The following is a 15,014-nucleotide window of genomic DNA, read 5'->3' as shown; positions in this document are numbered from 1 at the left end:
CGATCACCGCATGGGCATCCTGATCAGGCTGGTCGTGAGCGCGTTCGCGCTGTGGCTCTCCACGGTGGCGATCGAGGGCATCACGCTCAGTGGCGAGCCGACCGAAAAGATCGGCACGCTGCTCGTCGTCGCGGTGATCTTCGGTGTGGTCAACGCCGTGCTGCGGCCGATCATCAAGACGTTCGGCTGCGCCATCTACGCGGTGACGCTGGGCCTCGTGGCGGTGCTGGTCAACGGCCTGCTCCTCTGGCTGACCAGCTGGATCGCCGGTGAACTCGACCTGCGGTTCCACGTCGACGGGTTCATCCCGGCGGTGCTCGGCACGCTGCTGATCGGCATCGTCAGCTGGCTGCTGAACTTCTTCGTCAAGACCGGCAAGGACCGGGACGACGACGACCGTCGCCCGCGTCAGCGCGACTACCGCCGGTGACCCCTGACGGGTACACGCTCGACACGGATCCGGGCCGGCTCGACCTGGACCGGATCCACCACTGGCTGTCGACCGACGCGTACTGGGCGCTCGGCCGCAGCCGCGACACGGTCGAACGCGCGATCGCCGGCTCGCTCAACTTCGGCCTGTACGACCCGGCCGGCACGCAGGTCGGCTACGCCCGGGCGGTGACGGATTCGGCCACGTTCGCCTGGCTCTGCGACGTCTACGTCGAACGCGGCTCGCGCGGCACCGGCCTCGGTACGTGGTTCGTCGGCGCGGCCTGTGCCCACCTGCGCGACCTCGGCCCGCGGCGCATCCTCCTCGCCACGAAGGACGCCCACGGCGTGTACGCCAAGCACGGCTTCACCCCGCTGGTCGATCCAGGAATGTGGATGGAATACCGCGTGACCCCTCCCACAGGCAAGGATCGCTAACCGCTACGCCCCTTACCGTGGAACGGTGCCCGCCTCCCGCCACGGTCTCCTGCTCGGATTCGCCGCCTACGCCATCTGGGGCTTCTTCCCGCTTTACTGGCGCCTGCTCGACGACGCCACGCCGCTGGAGATCCTGGCGCACCGGATCGTGTGGTCCGTGGTGTTCGTCGCGATCCTGCTCGCGGCGCGGCGCCGCTGGCAGGCCGTCCGGGACCTGACCCGTCAGCCACGCAAGCTGGCGGGCGTCGCGCTCGCGGCGGTGCTGATCGGGGTCAATTGGCTCACGTTCATCTACGGCGTTTCCAGCGAACAGGTCGTCGAGGTCTCCCTCGGCTACTTCGTGACGCCGCTCGTCGCGGTGGGGCTGGGCGTCGTGGCCCTGAAGGAGCGCCTGCGTGCCACGCAGTGGGTGGCCGTCGGGATCAGCACCCTCGCCGTCGTCGTGCTGACCGTCGACTACGGCCGGCTGCCCTGGATCGCGCTGTTGCTCGCGGTCAGCTTCGGCCTGTACGGGCTGGTCAAGAAGCGGCTGGCGCTGCCGGCGGCGGAAGGGCTGCTGGTGGAGTCCTCGGTGCTGGCGCCCGTCGCGCTGGTGTATCTCGCGGTGCAGGACGGCCAGGCGTTCGGGCACGGGAACTGGACGCTCACCGCGCTGCTGGTGGTCGCCGGACCGGTCACCGCGATCCCGCTGCTCCTGTTCGCCGGCGCGGCCAACCGGATCCCGCTGACGATCCTGGGCGTGCTGCAGTACCTGGCGCCGATCCTGCACCTGGCCATCGGCGTGCTGGCCTTCCACGAACCGATGCCGGCCGCACGGCTCGCCGGCTTCGCACTCGTCTGGCTCGCGCTCGCCGTGTTCAGCTGGGACGGCATCCGCGCCACCCGCCGCAGCCGCCTCGCGACGGCCGCGGCCTAGGTTCTTACGGCACGTAGGTCAGCAGGACGGTCCCGTCCCCCTTGACCATCTCGATGCGTTCCATCTGGTCGGGCTTGAGCGTGGTGTAGCCGGTCAGCTCGAACTCGTCGCCGTGCCCGGCGCTCCAGTTGGTCACCTCGACCGGCTGGCCGCCGCCCTTCGGCACCGCCCGCAGCCGCAGCATCCACCGGTTGTCCGTGCTGGACCCGCCGCTGTAGACGCAGTGCATGACGACCTTCGTGCGGTCGCCGTCCCGGACCATCCCGACCTCGGCCGTGATGGGGACGTTGGCCGACGTGGCGGTCATCGCGACCAGGTCGGGCGCTTCGCTTCCGGAGTTCAATATCGCGGGAACGCCCAGACCGACGACCACCGCGAGACAGGCCGCGGCCAGGGTCGCGGCGACGGCGAAAACCCGTCCCCGACGACGCTCCCGCGCCCGGCGGTGCTTGGCGGCGTCGAGCAACGACACCACCCGACCGCCCTCCGGATCGGCCGGCGTCACCACCGGAACGGACGTCGGCCCGGCCCAGGCGGCCTCGCGCGACGGCTGTCGCAGGTCCGCCGGCACCGCCCCCTCGCGGGCGATCGCCTCGGCGGTGGCGAAGTCGAGCTGCCCCAGCAGGCTCGGCAGGCCGGCCAGATCGGCGACCTCCTCCTGGCAGAACTCGCACTGACCCAGGTGCCGCTCGAACTCCTCGGTGTCGGCGGGCGACAGCGCGCCCAGCACGTAGACGCCGACGTCAATGGCCTGTGGGCATTTCACTGTGTCACCCCCAACTCCTCTAATACGATCTTCAGCTGCCGCAACGCGTAGTAAGAACGCGACTTCACGGTGCCCGGAGGCACGCCGAGCTTCTCCGCCGCCTCAGCCACCGAACGGCCGGCGTAGTAGCACTCCACCAGCACCTCCCGATGCGGGGCGGACAGTCTTGCCAACGCCTCCGCGATCACCCATGACTCGACGACACGCTCGCTCTCGTCAGCCCCCGGCCGCTCCGGTGGAGTGTCCGTGATCACCTCACCCGCCCGCACACTCCGCCGTCGCCAGGCGTCGATGGCCAGATTGCGCGTGGTCGTGAACAACCACGCGCGCACCGACCCTCTCGCCGGGTCAAGCGCCTCGGGATGCTGCCAGGCTCGCAGCATCGTTTCCTGCACGAGATCCTCCGCGCGCTGACGGTCTCCCCCGGTGAGCCGCAGAGCATGGGCGAACAGTGCGTCGCCGTGCTCGGTATGGAGCGCCCGTAGCAACTCGGCGTCGTCGTCGCCCACTCTCCTACAACCCCTTACGTCTTAGTTCACGCAGCTCAGCCCGAGATGGTTCACGCGCGGTTCACGGTAGTGCCTCTCTCGATCCATTGACTGCCCATAACGTGCCGCTCTGGACCGGTCTGCGTCGACGTATTCGATCGGGCGTCAGCGATCAGCCTGAGCCTAACGAGTCGGCCCTGACGGCCCAACCGTTCGCGACACGAGGAGACTTCACATGACCCAACCCCGGCGGCTGTTACCGATCGTCGGCGCGGCACTACGGGGACACTTCGGGCGTAGCGCCTCGACGTGCCGGTACCGGTGCGGCAACGCGTGCGACCACCCGGAGCCCAACGAGTCCGACAACCAGTACTTCGGCGACCTGGTGCAGGCGGAGGTCTCCCGGCGCGGTGTCATGCGCGGCGGCGCGATCGGTGCCGTGGTGCTCGGCGGGCTCGCGGCCGCGTCGCCGGCCGTCGCCGCACCCGCGGATCCCGACGCCGACGCCGCGCGCGACGTTCCCGACGCCGCCGAGCTGGGCAAGAGCGGCGCCCCCGCCGCGCTGGGCTTCAAGGCCATCCCGCCGAACCGGCTGGACTCGTTCATCGTGCCCAACGGGTACGACCACTCGGTGATCGTGCGGTGGGGCGACGAGGTCCTGCCCGGTGCGCCGAAGTTCGACGTGTACCAGCAGTCGGCCGAGAAGCAGAAGAAGCAGTTCGGCTACAACAACGACTTCGTCGCCGTCCTGCCGCTGCACGGGCGGGACCGCGCGCTGCTGGTGTGCAACCACGAGTACGCCAACCCCGAGCTGATGTTCCCCGGGTTCACCTCCACCGCGGCGCTGACCGTCGAGCAGTGGAAGATCATCCAGGCCGCCGTCGGCATGGCCGTCGTCGAGATCGAGCGCGTCGGGCGCACCGGTGAGTGGCAGCTCGTTCGCAACGGGCGCCGGCCGTACAACCGGCGCGTCACCGCCTCCGACACCCGGTTCACCCTCACCGGGCCGGCCGCCGGGCACGAGTGGCTGAAGACCGCCGCCGACAGGACGGGCAAGAGCGTCATCGGCACGTTCGCGAACTGCGCCGGCGGCGTCACGCCCTGGGGCACCGTGCTCTCCGGCGAGGAGAACTTCAACGGCGTCTTCGTCGGCGCCAACGGCGCGCCCGAGGCGGCCAAGCCGGGGCTCAAGCGGTACGGGTTCGACATCGCCAACCGGGGCGCCGCCAACTGGGACACCGCCGACGAGCGCTTCGACCTCACCAAGAACCCCAACGAGGCGAACCGCTTCGGCTGGATCGTCGAGCTGGACCCGTTCGACCCGAAGGCGGCGCCGCGCAAGCACACCGCGCTGGGCCGCCTCAAGCACGAGGGCGCGAACGTCATCCTGGCCAAGGACAAGCGGGTGGTCGCGTACACCGGCGACGACGAGCGCTTCGACTACCTGTACAAGTTCGTGTCGCACAAGAAGATGCGCGACGGCCGCTCGCCGTCGGCCCGCCAGCACAACCTCACGCTGCTGGAGTCTGGCGACCTGTATGTCGCGAAGTTCGACGGCAGCGGCCGTGGCCGGTGGCTGCCGTTGGTGAAGGACAACGCCAGCCGCGTCGAGGGCATGACCGTCGCCGAGGTGCTGATCCTGACCCGCCTCGCCGCGGACAAGCTCGGCGCGACCAAGATGGACCGCCCCGAGGACGTGGAGCCGAACCCGAAGACCGGCAAGGTCTACTGCGCGCTGACCAACAACTCGCGGCGCGGCGTCGGCACCGACCCCGGCGTGGACCCGGTCAACCCGCGCGCCAACAACAAGCACGGCCACATCCTGGAGATCACCGAGGACAACGGCGACAACGCGTCGGAGACGTTCTCGTGGAAGCTGCCGATCATCTGCGGCGACCCGGCCGACCCGTCGACCTACTTCCTCGGCTTCGACAAGTCGAAGGTCTCGCCGATCTCCTGCCCGGACAACGTGGCGTTCGACGCCGCCGGCAACCTGTGGATCGCCACGGACGGCAACGCGCTGGAGGCCAACGACGGGCTGTTCGCCGTGCCGCTGGAAGGCCCGAACGCCGGCTACCTCAAGCAGTTCCTGAGCGTGCCGTTCGGCGCCGAGTCCTGCGGCCCGTTCATCTCGGCCGACGGCAAGAGCGTCTTCACGGCCGTTCAGCACCCGGGCGAGCGGGACGGTGCCCGGGTCGAGAATCCGGCCTCCACCTGGCCGGACGGCGACTTCGCCAAGCCCGGCATCGCGGTCACCTGGAAGCTGGACAACGGACCGGTGGGTTCCTAGCGATCTGATTGGTTGCGACGGTCCGCCGTGGTGCGGACCGTCGCTCCCGCCGCTTGTTTTCAGCCCTCGCGTAGCGCCTCGGCCAGTTGCTGTGCCGTGGCGACGAGTCTGGTGCGGATGGTCTTGGCGGAGGCCATCATGTCGGCGGCCGGTACGGTGCAGCCGAGCGCGACCCGGCGTTCCTGCTCGCGGTCGGCGACGACCAGCACGGCCGCTCCGGCGAGCCCGGTCCGGAACTGGTTGACCTCGATGTGCAGCCCGCGCCGCTCACCGGCCGCGAGGTCGGCGTCCAGGGCCTCCAGCGACGTCAGCGTCTGCGGCGTGTAGGCCGGCATCCCCTGTTCCTTCAGGAACCGCCACCGGTGGTCGGCGCTCAGCGTGGCGACCAGCGCCTTGCCGAGCGCCGTCGCGTGCGCCCCGTCGTCGAACCCGGCCACCAGGTCGTCGACCTGCGGTGAGCGCATCCCCTCGGCACAGGCCACGATGGCGACCCGCCCGTTGATGAACCGCCCGACCATGTGCGTGTAGCCCGAGTCGACGGCCGCCCTGCGTAAGACGTCCTGCACCTGTTGCGGGCCGCGGCAGGCGAGCACCAGTTCGCGGTACCGGTCGGCCACCTCCAGCCCGACTATGTAGGTGCCGTCCTCGCGGCGCATCACGTAACCCTCATACGCAAGTGTGCGGACCAGGTGGTACGTCGTGGCCACGGTCAGCTCGCACCGGCGTGCGATCTGTTTGACCGTCAACCCGCGAGGCGATTGGCCCACCGCCTCGAGTACCCGAAAGGCCCGCGACACGCTGCGGATGAGATCCGAAGGCTCAGCCTGTGGATCTCGCACCGCCGCCCTCCCCAGTCGCAGCAGTAACAGGCTTTACACAATATGAAACTGCGGGCGATTCGGGGAGGACCCGACAGTGGCTGAGGGTGATTTTTAGGGCGCGGACGGCTGATATTCCACAGAAGTTGAGCAATGCATCGGTGCTCGCTGTGAGATCTCAAGCACCAAGGGTCAGCAAGGTGTGCATGTTGCGTCAGCTGGTACGGTCCGCGATCGAGTCGCAGAGGGACTCCATCGCCTGCCGTGCCGGCGCGTCCGGCAGCGTCAGCAGCGCCGCCCGCGAACGTTCCGCGTAGGAGCGCACCGTCTCCCGCGCGCGCTTGAGCGCCGTCGACTCGCGCAGCAACCCCAACGCCTCGGCGTGCAGCGCGTCGTCGACCAGCGGCCCCGACGAGAGCAGCTCCCGTAGCCGAACGGCCGCGGCATCGGAGTCGTCCGACTCCAGCGCATACAGGGCCGGCAGGGTCGGCACACCCTCGCGCAGGTCGGTCCCGGGCGTCTTGCCGGACTCCTCGGAGTCGCTGGCGATGTCGAGCAGGTCGTCGGAGAGCTGGAACGCGATGCCCATCGTCTCGCCGTACTCCGTCAGCGCCCGGATGTGCGCCTCCTGCGCACCGCCGAACATCCCGCCGAAGCGCGCACTGGTGGCGATCAGCGAACCGGTCTTCTCGGCGATGACGTTCAGATAGTGCGCGACCCGGTCCTCGCCCTCGGCCGGCCCCAGCGTCTCGGCGATCTGGCCGTGCACCAGCCGGGCGAACGTGCGCGACTGGATGCGCACCGCGTCCAGCCCCAACTCCGCCGCGAGATCGGCCGCGCGGGCGAACAGGTAGTCGCCGATGAGGATCGCGATCGAGTTACCCCAGCGCGAGTTGGCGCTCGGGGCACCACGCCGCACCTCGGCCTCGTCCATCACGTCGTCGTGGTACAGGGTGCCGAGGTGCGTCAGCTCCACCACCGCCGCCGCCGGAACGACCATCGGCGAGCGCGGGTCGCCGAACTGGGCGCCGAGCGCCACCAGCATCGGCCGGAACCGCTTGCCGCCCGCCTCCACCAGATGCTTGGCCGCCTCGTCGATCAGGCGGTCGGAGCTGGCGACCGTTTCGCGCAATGTGCCCTCGACACCGTCGAGGATCGCGCGGACGCCGGCCTCCAGATCGGGATCAACGCCGTCGAAGCTGATCAGTGCACGCCGCCCGCCGCCCGCCTTCTCCACGCCTCAACGATGCCATACGGCGCGTACCCCGGGGCGACCAGCACCTCCCGGCCCCGGTCGATGCGACGCCGATCACCGCCAGCCGCCGCAGCCCGGCCGGGACGACGCTCCTCAGGGAGCGTTGAACCGCTCCGGGTCGAACGACACCGAGAACGGCTCGTCCATCGTGACCCGATCCCCGGACCGGCCGGAAGCGATCACGGTGGGCGCGCCGCGCCGTCGCAGCCGCTGCACGGAAACCCTGACCGGCCCGATCGACTTGGGGACCTGGATCTGCATGAAATAGGGAACGCCCGCCGCCGCGCACATGGCGGGCTTGTCGATGCAATCGCGATCTTCGCTGGACGGCGAGACGAGCTCGATCGGCATGACGGCATGCATATAGGGAATCCAGGTGCGCTGTTTTCCCCGCGCCGGCGGCTCTTTGATGACGAGCGCGTCCGGAACGATCCACCGATTGTCGGCGAAGGTCAGGTTTACCTGCCCCAGGAGTATGTATCCCGCGGCTTCGACGGCCTCACCCAAGATCCGGTCGATCCGCATCTGCGCGAAGCCGTTTTCGTAGCACTCCGCCGCAGACATGATCAGCCTTCCATCGACGCACTCGTACGTGTGATACGGGTGGCTTGGAAGTGGCAGGTACTGCTCCGCGAGATCCGTGGTCCATTTCCCAGCGAGGTCACGCAGGGGATCGAATTCAGTCATCACAGGAGCAGCCACGCCCACCGTTATACCGCACCGTTCCTCCTCCGCGCACCTCTCATTTAACTTCGCCAAACGGAGTAGTGGCTCCGTTTATTCATGATCTAAAAGAAAAGGCCCGCCAGCAGGTATTTCTGCCGGCGGGCCGTGGAAAGCCATCTGACTACCTTACAAAATGCGCCGCATTCTCGGTCATGTCGAGCAGCGGCTGCGGCACGATTCCGAGCAGCAGCGTGGCCGCCGCCCCGATCGTCACCGCCGCGGCCGTCAGCGCACCCGGCAGCGACACCGCCGGCGTCGACTCACCCGGTTCCGACAGCCACATCATCACGACGACCCGCAGGTACGGGAACGCGATGATCGCGCTCGTGATCACACCCGCGATCACCAGCCAGGTCTGATCCGCCTCGATGGCCGCCGCGAACACCCCGAACTTGGCGGTGAACCCCGACGTCAGCGGAATACCCGCGAACGCCAGCAGCAGGAACGTGAACAGCGTCGCGTACAGCGGCGAACGCCGACCCAGCCCGGCCCAGCGGGACAGGTGCGTGGCCTCACCGTCGGCGTCGCGCACCAGCGTCACGATGCCGAACGCCGCCAGCACCGAGAACCCGTACGCCACCAGGTAGAACAGCGAACTGGCCAGCCCGGCCTTGCTGATGGCCAGCACGCCGACCAGCACGTAGCCCGCATTCGCGATCGACGAGTACGCCAGCAGCCGCTTGATGTCGGTCTGCGTGACCGCCAGAACGGCACCCACCAGCATCGTCAGCACCGCGATGGCACCGAGCACCGGCCGGTAGTCCCACTGCGAACGTTCGAACGCGACGTACAGCACGCGCAGCAGCCCACCGAACGCCGCCACCTTGGTGCACGCCGCCATCAGGGCGGTCACCGGCGTCGGGGCGCCCTGGTAGACGTCCGGCGTCCACACGTGGAACGGCGCCAGCGCGGCCTTGAACAGCAGGCCGATCGCCACCATCGCGAGGCCGATGTACAGCAGGGCGATGTCGTTCGGGGAGTCGAGCACGGCGGCGTGGATGCCGGCGAAGTCGACCCGGCCCGCGTAGCCGTACACCAGCGCGATGCCGAACAGGAAGAACGCCGACGCGAACGCCCCGAGCAGGAAGTACTTGAGCGCCGCCTCCTGCGACAGCAGCCGCCGGCGGCGGGCCATCGCGCACAGCAGGTACAGCGGCAGGGAGAAGACCTCCAGCGCCACGAACATCGTCAGCAGGTCGTTCGCGGCGGCGAAGAGCATCATGCCGCCGAGGCTGAAGATGATCAGCGGGTACACCTCGGTCGCGCCGGAGCCGCGCGTCGCCTGGTCCCGGTCGGCCTCGCTGTTGGCCGTCACGGCGGCCTGGGCCACGAAAGCCCCACCCCGTTCCAACGAACGCTCCGAAATGAGCAGCAGCGCGACCAGGCCGAGGACCGCGATCGAGCCCTGGAGGAAGAGCCCCGGACCGTCGACGGCGACCGCGCCGGCGGCGGTGACCTTCTCCGTGCCGGCGGCGAGGACGATCGCCGTCAGCGAGGCGGCGATGCCGAGCACCGCGAGCACCAGCTGCACGGGGAACCGCGCCTTCTTCGGCGCGATCGCCTCGACCAGCACGCCCACGCAGCCGACTCCGAAGAGGATCAGCATCGGCGCGAGGGCCGCGTAGTCGAGAGACGGCAGCTTGAGAGTCTCAGCCGCGATGTCGGTTGTCATTTGGCCGCCTCACGCTCGACCGCTGTAGGTGCGGGGTCCTTCTTGCCGATGTCTTCCAGGGTTGCCGACACCGCCGGGTTGATCACGTCGAGAACCGGCTTCGGGTACACGCCGAGCACCAGGATCAGCACCACGAGCGGGGCCACCACCACGGTCTCGCGCAGCGACAGGTCCTTGCGCATCGACTCCAGCTTGGTGAGGGCCGGGTTCAGCTCGCCCTGCGTGGTGCGCTGGATCATCCACAGCACGTAGGCCGCCGCGAGGATGATGCCGAGCGTGGCGATCACCGCCACGGTCTTGTTCACCGTGAAGACGCCCAGCAGCACCAGGAACTCGGAGACGAACGGCGACGTGCCGGGCAGTGCCAGCGACGCCATGCCGGCGATGAAGAAGACGCCGGCGAGCACCGGGACGAGCTTGCCCGCGCCGCCGAAGTCGCCCACCATCGCGCTGCCGCGCCGGCTGACGAACATGCCCACCACCAGGAAGAGCAGCCCGGTCGCGAGCCCGTGGTTGACCATGTAGAGCACCGACCCGGAACCGGCCTGCGTGGTGAACGCGAAGATGCCGATGCCGATGAACCCGAAGTGCGCGATCGAGGTGTAGGCGACCAGCCGTTTCAGGTCGTTCTGGCCGATGGCCAGCAGTGCGCCGTACACGATGCCGATCAGCGCCAGCGCGAGCCCCAGCGGCGCGAAGTACTTCGACGCGTTGGGGAACAGCGGCAGGCAGTAGCGCAGGATGCCGAACGTCCCGACCTTGTCCAGCACGCCGACGAGCAACGCCGCCGCACCGGCCGGGGCGGCCGAACCCGCGTCCGGCAGCCAGGTGTGGAACGGGAAGAACGGTGCCTTGATCGCGAACGCGAGGAAGAAGCCGAGGAAGAGCCAGCGTTCGGCCCCGGTGGAGAAGTCCGCCTTCTGTAGTTCGTGCCAGTCGAACGTGTGCCCGCCGAGCACCCACAGCCCCACGACCGCGGCCAGCATGAAGAGGCCGCCGACCAGGGAGTAGAGGAAGAACTTCACCGCCGCGTACTGCCGCTGGCCGGCACCGTAGGAGCCGATGAGGAAGTACATCGGGACGAGCATGACCTCGAAGAACACGTAGAACAGGAAGATGTCGGCGGCGGCGAAGACGCCGAGCATCGTGGTCTCGAGGGTCAGCAGCAGGGCGAAGTAGGTCGGCACCGAACGGCTGCTGCGCTCCGCGTCGTGCCACGAGGCCAGGATGACCAGCGGCACCAGGAAGGCGATCAGCGCCAGCATCACCAGCGCGATGCCGTCGGCCTCGAACGTGATCCGGGCGTCCCACGCCTTGATCCAGACGTACGACTCACGGAACTGGAACCGGTCGCCGTCGGCCTTGAACGCCGTCCACATGACGATCGTCAGGCCGAGCACCGCCAGCGACCAGACCAGCGCCACCTGCTTGGCCAGCGCCGCCTTCGACTTCGGCAGCAGCGCCACCACGATCGCCCCGACCAGCGGCGCCGCGACGAGCACGCTCAGGAACGGGAAGTCCTTCATCGATTCCCCCCGCGCAAGATCGTGCCGGCGCTCTCGGTGCCGTCTTCCCTCGTCACTTCGTTCCTCAGTCCAGACGGCACCGCGCCGTCCCGATACGCGCTCATGAGAGGGTCACCGCCATCATTGCCGCGACCACGAGGACCGCACCTCCGAGGATCGACAGGGCGTAGGAGCGGACGAAGCCGGTCTGGGCCCGACGCAGCCGGCCGGAGCCACCGCCGACCGTGGCCGCCAGCCCGTTGACCACGCCGTCGATGCCCCGGTTGTCGAGGAACACCAGCGCCCGGGTCAGCAGCTTGCCCGGGAGTTCGAACACGACCTCGTTGAGGGTGTCGAAGTAGAGGTTGCGACGGGCGGCCGTCACCAGCGGACCGGCGGGCTGCTCCTGCAGGGCCGTGCCGCGCCGGAACAGCGCGAACCCGAGGCCCGCACCGAGGATCACGACGGCCATGGTCATCGCGGTCACGGTCCACTCGCTCAGGCGGGCGTGGTGCTCCTCGTGCTCACCCAGGACCGGTTCGAGCCAGCCGGGGACGCTCGTGGCCATGAGCCCACCGGCCGCGACCGAACCGACCGCCAGCAGGATCAGCGGGATCGTCATCACCGGCGGCGACTCGTGCGGGTGCTGCCCCTCGGTCCAGCGCGGCTTGCCGTGGAACGTCAGCACGTACAGCCGCGTCATGTAGAAGGCCGTCAGCCCGGCACCGATCAGCGCGACCGAGCCGAGCACCCAGCCGCTCCACCCGTGGCGTTCGAACGCCGAGTGAATGATCGGGTCCTTGCTGAAGAAGCCCGACAGCGGCGGCAGCCCGATGATCGCCAGGTAGCCGAGCAGGAACGTGATCCACGTGATCCGCATGTGCTTGGCCAGTCCGCCGAAGCGCCGGATGTCGGTCTGGTCCTGCATCCCGTGCATGACCGAACCGGCCCCGAGGAAGAGTCCCGCCTTGAAGAAGCCGTGCGCCAGCAGGTGGATCAGGCCGAGCGCGTACGCCGCCCCGCCCAGGCCCACGGCCAGGAACATGTACCCGATCTGCGACACCGTCGAGTAGGCGAGCACCCGCTTGATGTCGTCCTTGGCGCAGCCGATGATGCAGCCGATCAGCAGGGTGATCGCGCCGATCGTGACGACGACCGCCTGCGCGGTCTCCGAGGCGTCGAAGACCGGGTGCGACCGGGCGATCAGGTAGACGCCCGCGGTGACCATCGTGGCCGCGTGGATGAGGGCCGAGACCGGCGTCGGGCCCTCCATCGCGTCGGGCAGCCAGGTGTGCAGGGGGAACTGGCCGGACTTGCCGCACGCGCCGAGGAGCAGCAGCAGGCCCATGGCCGTCACCGTGGCGCCGGTCAACTGGCCGACCCCGTTGAACACCTCGTCGTACTGCGTCGTCCCGAGCGTCGCGAACATCAGGAAGATCGCGATCGCGAACCCGGCGTCACCGACGCGGTTGATCAGGAACGCCTTCTTGCCGGCGGTCGCCGCGGCGGGCCGGTCGAAGTAGAACGAGATCAGCAGGTAGGAGGCGAGACCCACGCCCTCCCAGCCGATGTACAGCATCACGAAGTTGTTGCCGAGGACCAGCAGCAGCATCGCGGCGACGAACAGGTTGAAGAAGCCGAAGAACCGTCGCCGACCCGGGTCGTGGGACATGTAGCCCACGGCGTACACGTGGATCAGGAAGCCCACGCCGGTGATCAGCAGCGTGAAGATCGCGGCCAACGGGTCGTAGAGCAGCCCGAAGTCGACCTTCAGCCCGGCGACCGGCAGGTACTCGAACAGCGACAGTTCGACGCCCTCGCGTTCGTCCATCCCCCGCAGCTGGAAGAAGAACGTCAACGCGAGCACGAACGTCACACCGACGCTGCCCGCTCCGAGCCAGTGCCCCCACTTGTCGGCCCGCTTGCCCAGGAGCAGCAGGATCGCGGCGCTGACCAGGGGTACGGCGATCAGCAGCCAGACGTTGTGCAGCCAGCCTTCGGCTGCGGCGAACTCGATTTCCACGAGTGCCTCTCAGTACTTCAACAGGTTGGCGTCGTCGACGCTGGCGGAGCGCCGGGTACGGAAGATCACCATGATGATCGCGAGCCCGACGACGACCTCGGCCGCCGCGACCACCATCACGAAGAACGCCATGATCTGGCCGTCGAGGTTGCCGTGCACCCGGCTGAACGTGACGAGCGCCAGGTTGGCGGCGTTGAGCATCAGCTCCACGCACATGAACAGCACGATGGCGTTGCGCCGGATCAGCACCCCGACCGCCCCGATCGTGAACAGGATCGAGGCCAGCACGATGTAGTACGTAGGGCTCACAGTGCACCCCGCTCAGCGCTCATTGGTGCTCCGTCCCCTTCGGTGCGGCCTCGGCGGCGGTGAGCTCGCGCTGCGGCAGGATCTTGGACATGCTGCGCTCGGACTGCGTTCCGTCCGGCAGCACCGCCGGCGTGGCGACCGAGGTCGAGTTGGCGAACACACCGGGGCCGGGCTTCGGGCCGGGGTAGTTGTCCGGCGCGAACCGCGCCCGCATCCGCTCCGGCTGCGCGATCTTCTGATCCGGCCGCTTCTCGATGTGCGCCAGGATCATCGCGCCGACCGCCGCGGTGATCAGCAGCGCGGACGTCACCTCGAACGCGAAGACGTACTTGGTGAACAGCAGCGCGGCGATCCCCGGAACGTTGCCGCCGTGGACGGAGTTGGCCTGGGTCAGCCCCACCGAGTCGAGGTTCCCCAGTGCGCGGTACAGGCCGGTGGCCACCAGCCCGGCGAACCCGAGCCCGAGCAGCACCGCCGTCATCCGCTGCCCGCGCAGCGTCTCGATCAGCGAGTCCGAGGCGTCGCGGCCCACCAGCATCAGCACGAACAGGAAGAGCATCATGATCGCGCCGGTGTAGACGATGATCTGCACCATGCCGATGAACGGCCCGGCCTGGAGCACGTAGAACACGCCCAGGCAGAGCATCGTGACGACCAGGAAGAGCGCGGAGTGCACGGCGTTCCTGGCCCACACCATGCCGATCGCGCAGATGACGGCGATCGGCGCGAGCAGGTAGAAGGTGGCCGCCTCGCCGCCCTTCACCTCGCCGGCCGCGGCCGCGAGGGTCACGAGCCCGTTCATTGCGCGACCTTCCCGTCCCGGTCGGCGATCCGGTGCGCGGGGTTCTTCTCGGCGCCGGCCGAGGAGCCGGGGTTCGTCGGACCGCTGAGGTAGTAGTCCTTCTCGCTGTCGCCGAGGTACATCGCGTGCGGCGGCTGCTCCATGCCCGAAAGCAGCGGCGCGAGGAGCTGTTCCTTGGTGAAGATCAGGTCCTGGCGGCTGTCGCGGGCCAGTTCGTACTCGTTGCTCATGGTGAGCGAACGGGTCGGGCAGGCCTCGATGCACAGCCCGCAGAAGATGCAGCGGGCGTAGTTGATCTGGTAGGTCGAGGCGTACCGCTCACCCGGGGAGTAGCGCTCCTCGTCGGTGTTGTCGGCACCCTCTACGTAGATCGCGTCGGCCGGGCAGGCCCACGCGCACAGTTCGCAGCCGATGCACTTCTCCAGGCCGTCGGGGTGACGGTTGAGGATGTGCCGGCCGTGGTATCGCGGCGCGAGCGGCACCCGCTTCTCCGGGTACTCCTCGGTGACGACCTTCTTGAACATGTGCGAGAAGGTGACACCGAAGCCCTTGAGGGTGCCGATGAACTGGCCCACGG

Annotated in this window: 15 protein-coding genes; 4 read left to right on the top strand and 11 right to left on the bottom strand. The window is 68.7% G+C overall.

Annotated features, from left to right (window positions below; genetic code table 11):
• Positions 1–10 precede the first annotated feature (10 nt).
• Genes Val02_RS21160 through rarD form a run of 3 tightly spaced genes read left to right on the top strand, consistent with a single transcriptional unit; the run spans position 11 to position 1,783 of the window.
• On the top strand, positions 11–430 hold the full coding sequence (locus Val02_RS21160; RefSeq protein WP_203900853.1) for a phage holin family protein: 420 nt from the start codon (positions 11–13) through the stop codon (positions 428–430).
• Positions 427–867, top strand: coding sequence for a GNAT family N-acetyltransferase (locus Val02_RS21155; RefSeq protein WP_203900852.1), 441 nt, complete (start codon positions 427–429; stop codon positions 865–867). Before Val02_RS21160 ends, Val02_RS21155 begins: the two co-directional genes overlap by 4 nt.
• A 25-nt stretch (positions 868–892) precedes the next feature.
• The gene (gene rarD / locus Val02_RS21150; protein ID WP_203900851.1) at positions 893–1,783 is read left to right on the top strand and encodes an EamA family transporter RarD; all 891 of its coding nucleotides are present in this window, start codon (positions 893–895) and stop codon (positions 1,781–1,783) included.
• A 4-nt stretch (positions 1,784–1,787) separates the two neighbouring features.
• On the opposite strand, the gene Val02_RS21145 is transcribed toward rarD, so the two are convergent.
• Positions 1,788–2,549, bottom strand: coding sequence for an anti-sigma factor family protein (locus tag Val02_RS21145; RefSeq protein WP_203900850.1), 762 nt, complete (start codon positions 2,547–2,549; stop codon positions 1,788–1,790).
• On the bottom strand, positions 2,546–3,058 hold the full coding sequence (locus Val02_RS21140) for a sigma-70 family RNA polymerase sigma factor (RefSeq protein ID WP_203900849.1): 513 nt from the start codon (positions 3,056–3,058) through the stop codon (positions 2,546–2,548). The genes Val02_RS21145 and Val02_RS21140 overlap by 4 nt, the downstream gene beginning before the upstream one ends.
• 214 nt (positions 3,059–3,272) lie before the next feature.
• On the opposite strand from Val02_RS21140, the gene Val02_RS21135 reads away from it, so the two are divergent.
• On the top strand, positions 3,273–5,327 hold the full coding sequence (locus Val02_RS21135; RefSeq protein WP_203900848.1) for a PhoX family protein: 2,055 nt from the start codon (positions 3,273–3,275) through the stop codon (positions 5,325–5,327).
• A gap of 59 nt (positions 5,328–5,386) precedes the next feature.
• On the opposite strand, the gene Val02_RS21130 is transcribed toward Val02_RS21135, so the two are convergent.
• From Val02_RS21130 to nuoI, 9 genes are all read right to left on the bottom strand, one after another.
• Positions 5,387–6,166 carry an IclR family transcriptional regulator gene (locus tag Val02_RS21130; protein ID WP_203900847.1) on the bottom strand — a complete coding sequence of 260 codons (780 nt, stop codon included), beginning with the start codon at positions 6,164–6,166 and terminating at the stop codon, positions 5,387–5,389.
• Positions 6,167–6,359: 193 nt separating this feature from the next.
• Positions 6,360–7,352: a polyprenyl synthetase family protein gene (locus Val02_RS21125; RefSeq protein ID WP_308440014.1), complete on the bottom strand. Its 993-nt coding sequence runs from the start codon at positions 7,350–7,352 to the stop codon at positions 6,360–6,362.
• Positions 7,353–7,493: 141 nt separating this feature from the next.
• Positions 7,494–8,102: a Uma2 family endonuclease gene (locus Val02_RS21120; RefSeq protein WP_203900845.1), complete on the bottom strand. Its 609-nt coding sequence runs from the start codon at positions 8,100–8,102 to the stop codon at positions 7,494–7,496.
• Between the two features lie 145 nt (positions 8,103–8,247).
• On the bottom strand, positions 8,248–9,798 hold the full coding sequence (gene nuoN, locus Val02_RS21115) for an NADH-quinone oxidoreductase subunit NuoN (RefSeq protein WP_203900844.1): 1,551 nt from the start codon (positions 9,796–9,798) through the stop codon (positions 8,248–8,250).
• A complete protein-coding gene (locus tag Val02_RS21110) occupies positions 9,795–11,324 on the bottom strand; it encodes an NADH-quinone oxidoreductase subunit M (RefSeq protein ID WP_203900843.1) in 1,530 nt (509 codons plus the stop codon). The genes nuoN and Val02_RS21110 overlap by 4 nt, the downstream gene beginning before the upstream one ends.
• A gap of 100 nt (positions 11,325–11,424) precedes the next feature.
• Positions 11,425–13,326, bottom strand: a complete 1,902-nt coding sequence (gene nuoL, locus Val02_RS21105) for an NADH-quinone oxidoreductase subunit L (RefSeq protein WP_203900842.1) — start codon at positions 13,324–13,326, stop codon at positions 11,425–11,427.
• Positions 13,327–13,335: 9 nt separating this feature from the next.
• Positions 13,336–13,635 carry an NADH-quinone oxidoreductase subunit NuoK gene (gene nuoK, locus Val02_RS21100; protein ID WP_203900841.1) on the bottom strand — a complete coding sequence of 100 codons (300 nt, stop codon included), beginning with the start codon at positions 13,633–13,635 and terminating at the stop codon, positions 13,336–13,338.
• Positions 13,636–13,654: 19 nt separating this feature from the next.
• Positions 13,655–14,437, bottom strand: a complete 783-nt coding sequence (locus tag Val02_RS21095; RefSeq protein ID WP_203900840.1) for an NADH-quinone oxidoreductase subunit J — start codon at positions 14,435–14,437, stop codon at positions 13,655–13,657.
• Positions 14,434–15,012 (bottom strand): NADH-quinone oxidoreductase subunit NuoI, encoded by a 579-nt coding sequence (gene nuoI / locus Val02_RS21090; protein WP_203900839.1) that lies wholly within the window; start codon positions 15,010–15,012, stop codon positions 14,434–14,436. Before nuoI ends, Val02_RS21095 begins: the two co-directional genes overlap by 4 nt.
• Between the last annotated feature and the right edge of the window lie 2 nt (positions 15,013–15,014).

Source organism: Virgisporangium aliadipatigenens (assembly GCF_016863615.1).
Taxonomy (GTDB): domain Bacteria; phylum Actinomycetota; class Actinomycetes; order Mycobacteriales; family Micromonosporaceae; genus Virgisporangium; species Virgisporangium aliadipatigenens.
The sequence above is the reverse complement of the archived record's forward strand: the minus strand, read 5'-3'. Positions and strand labels throughout refer to the sequence as shown.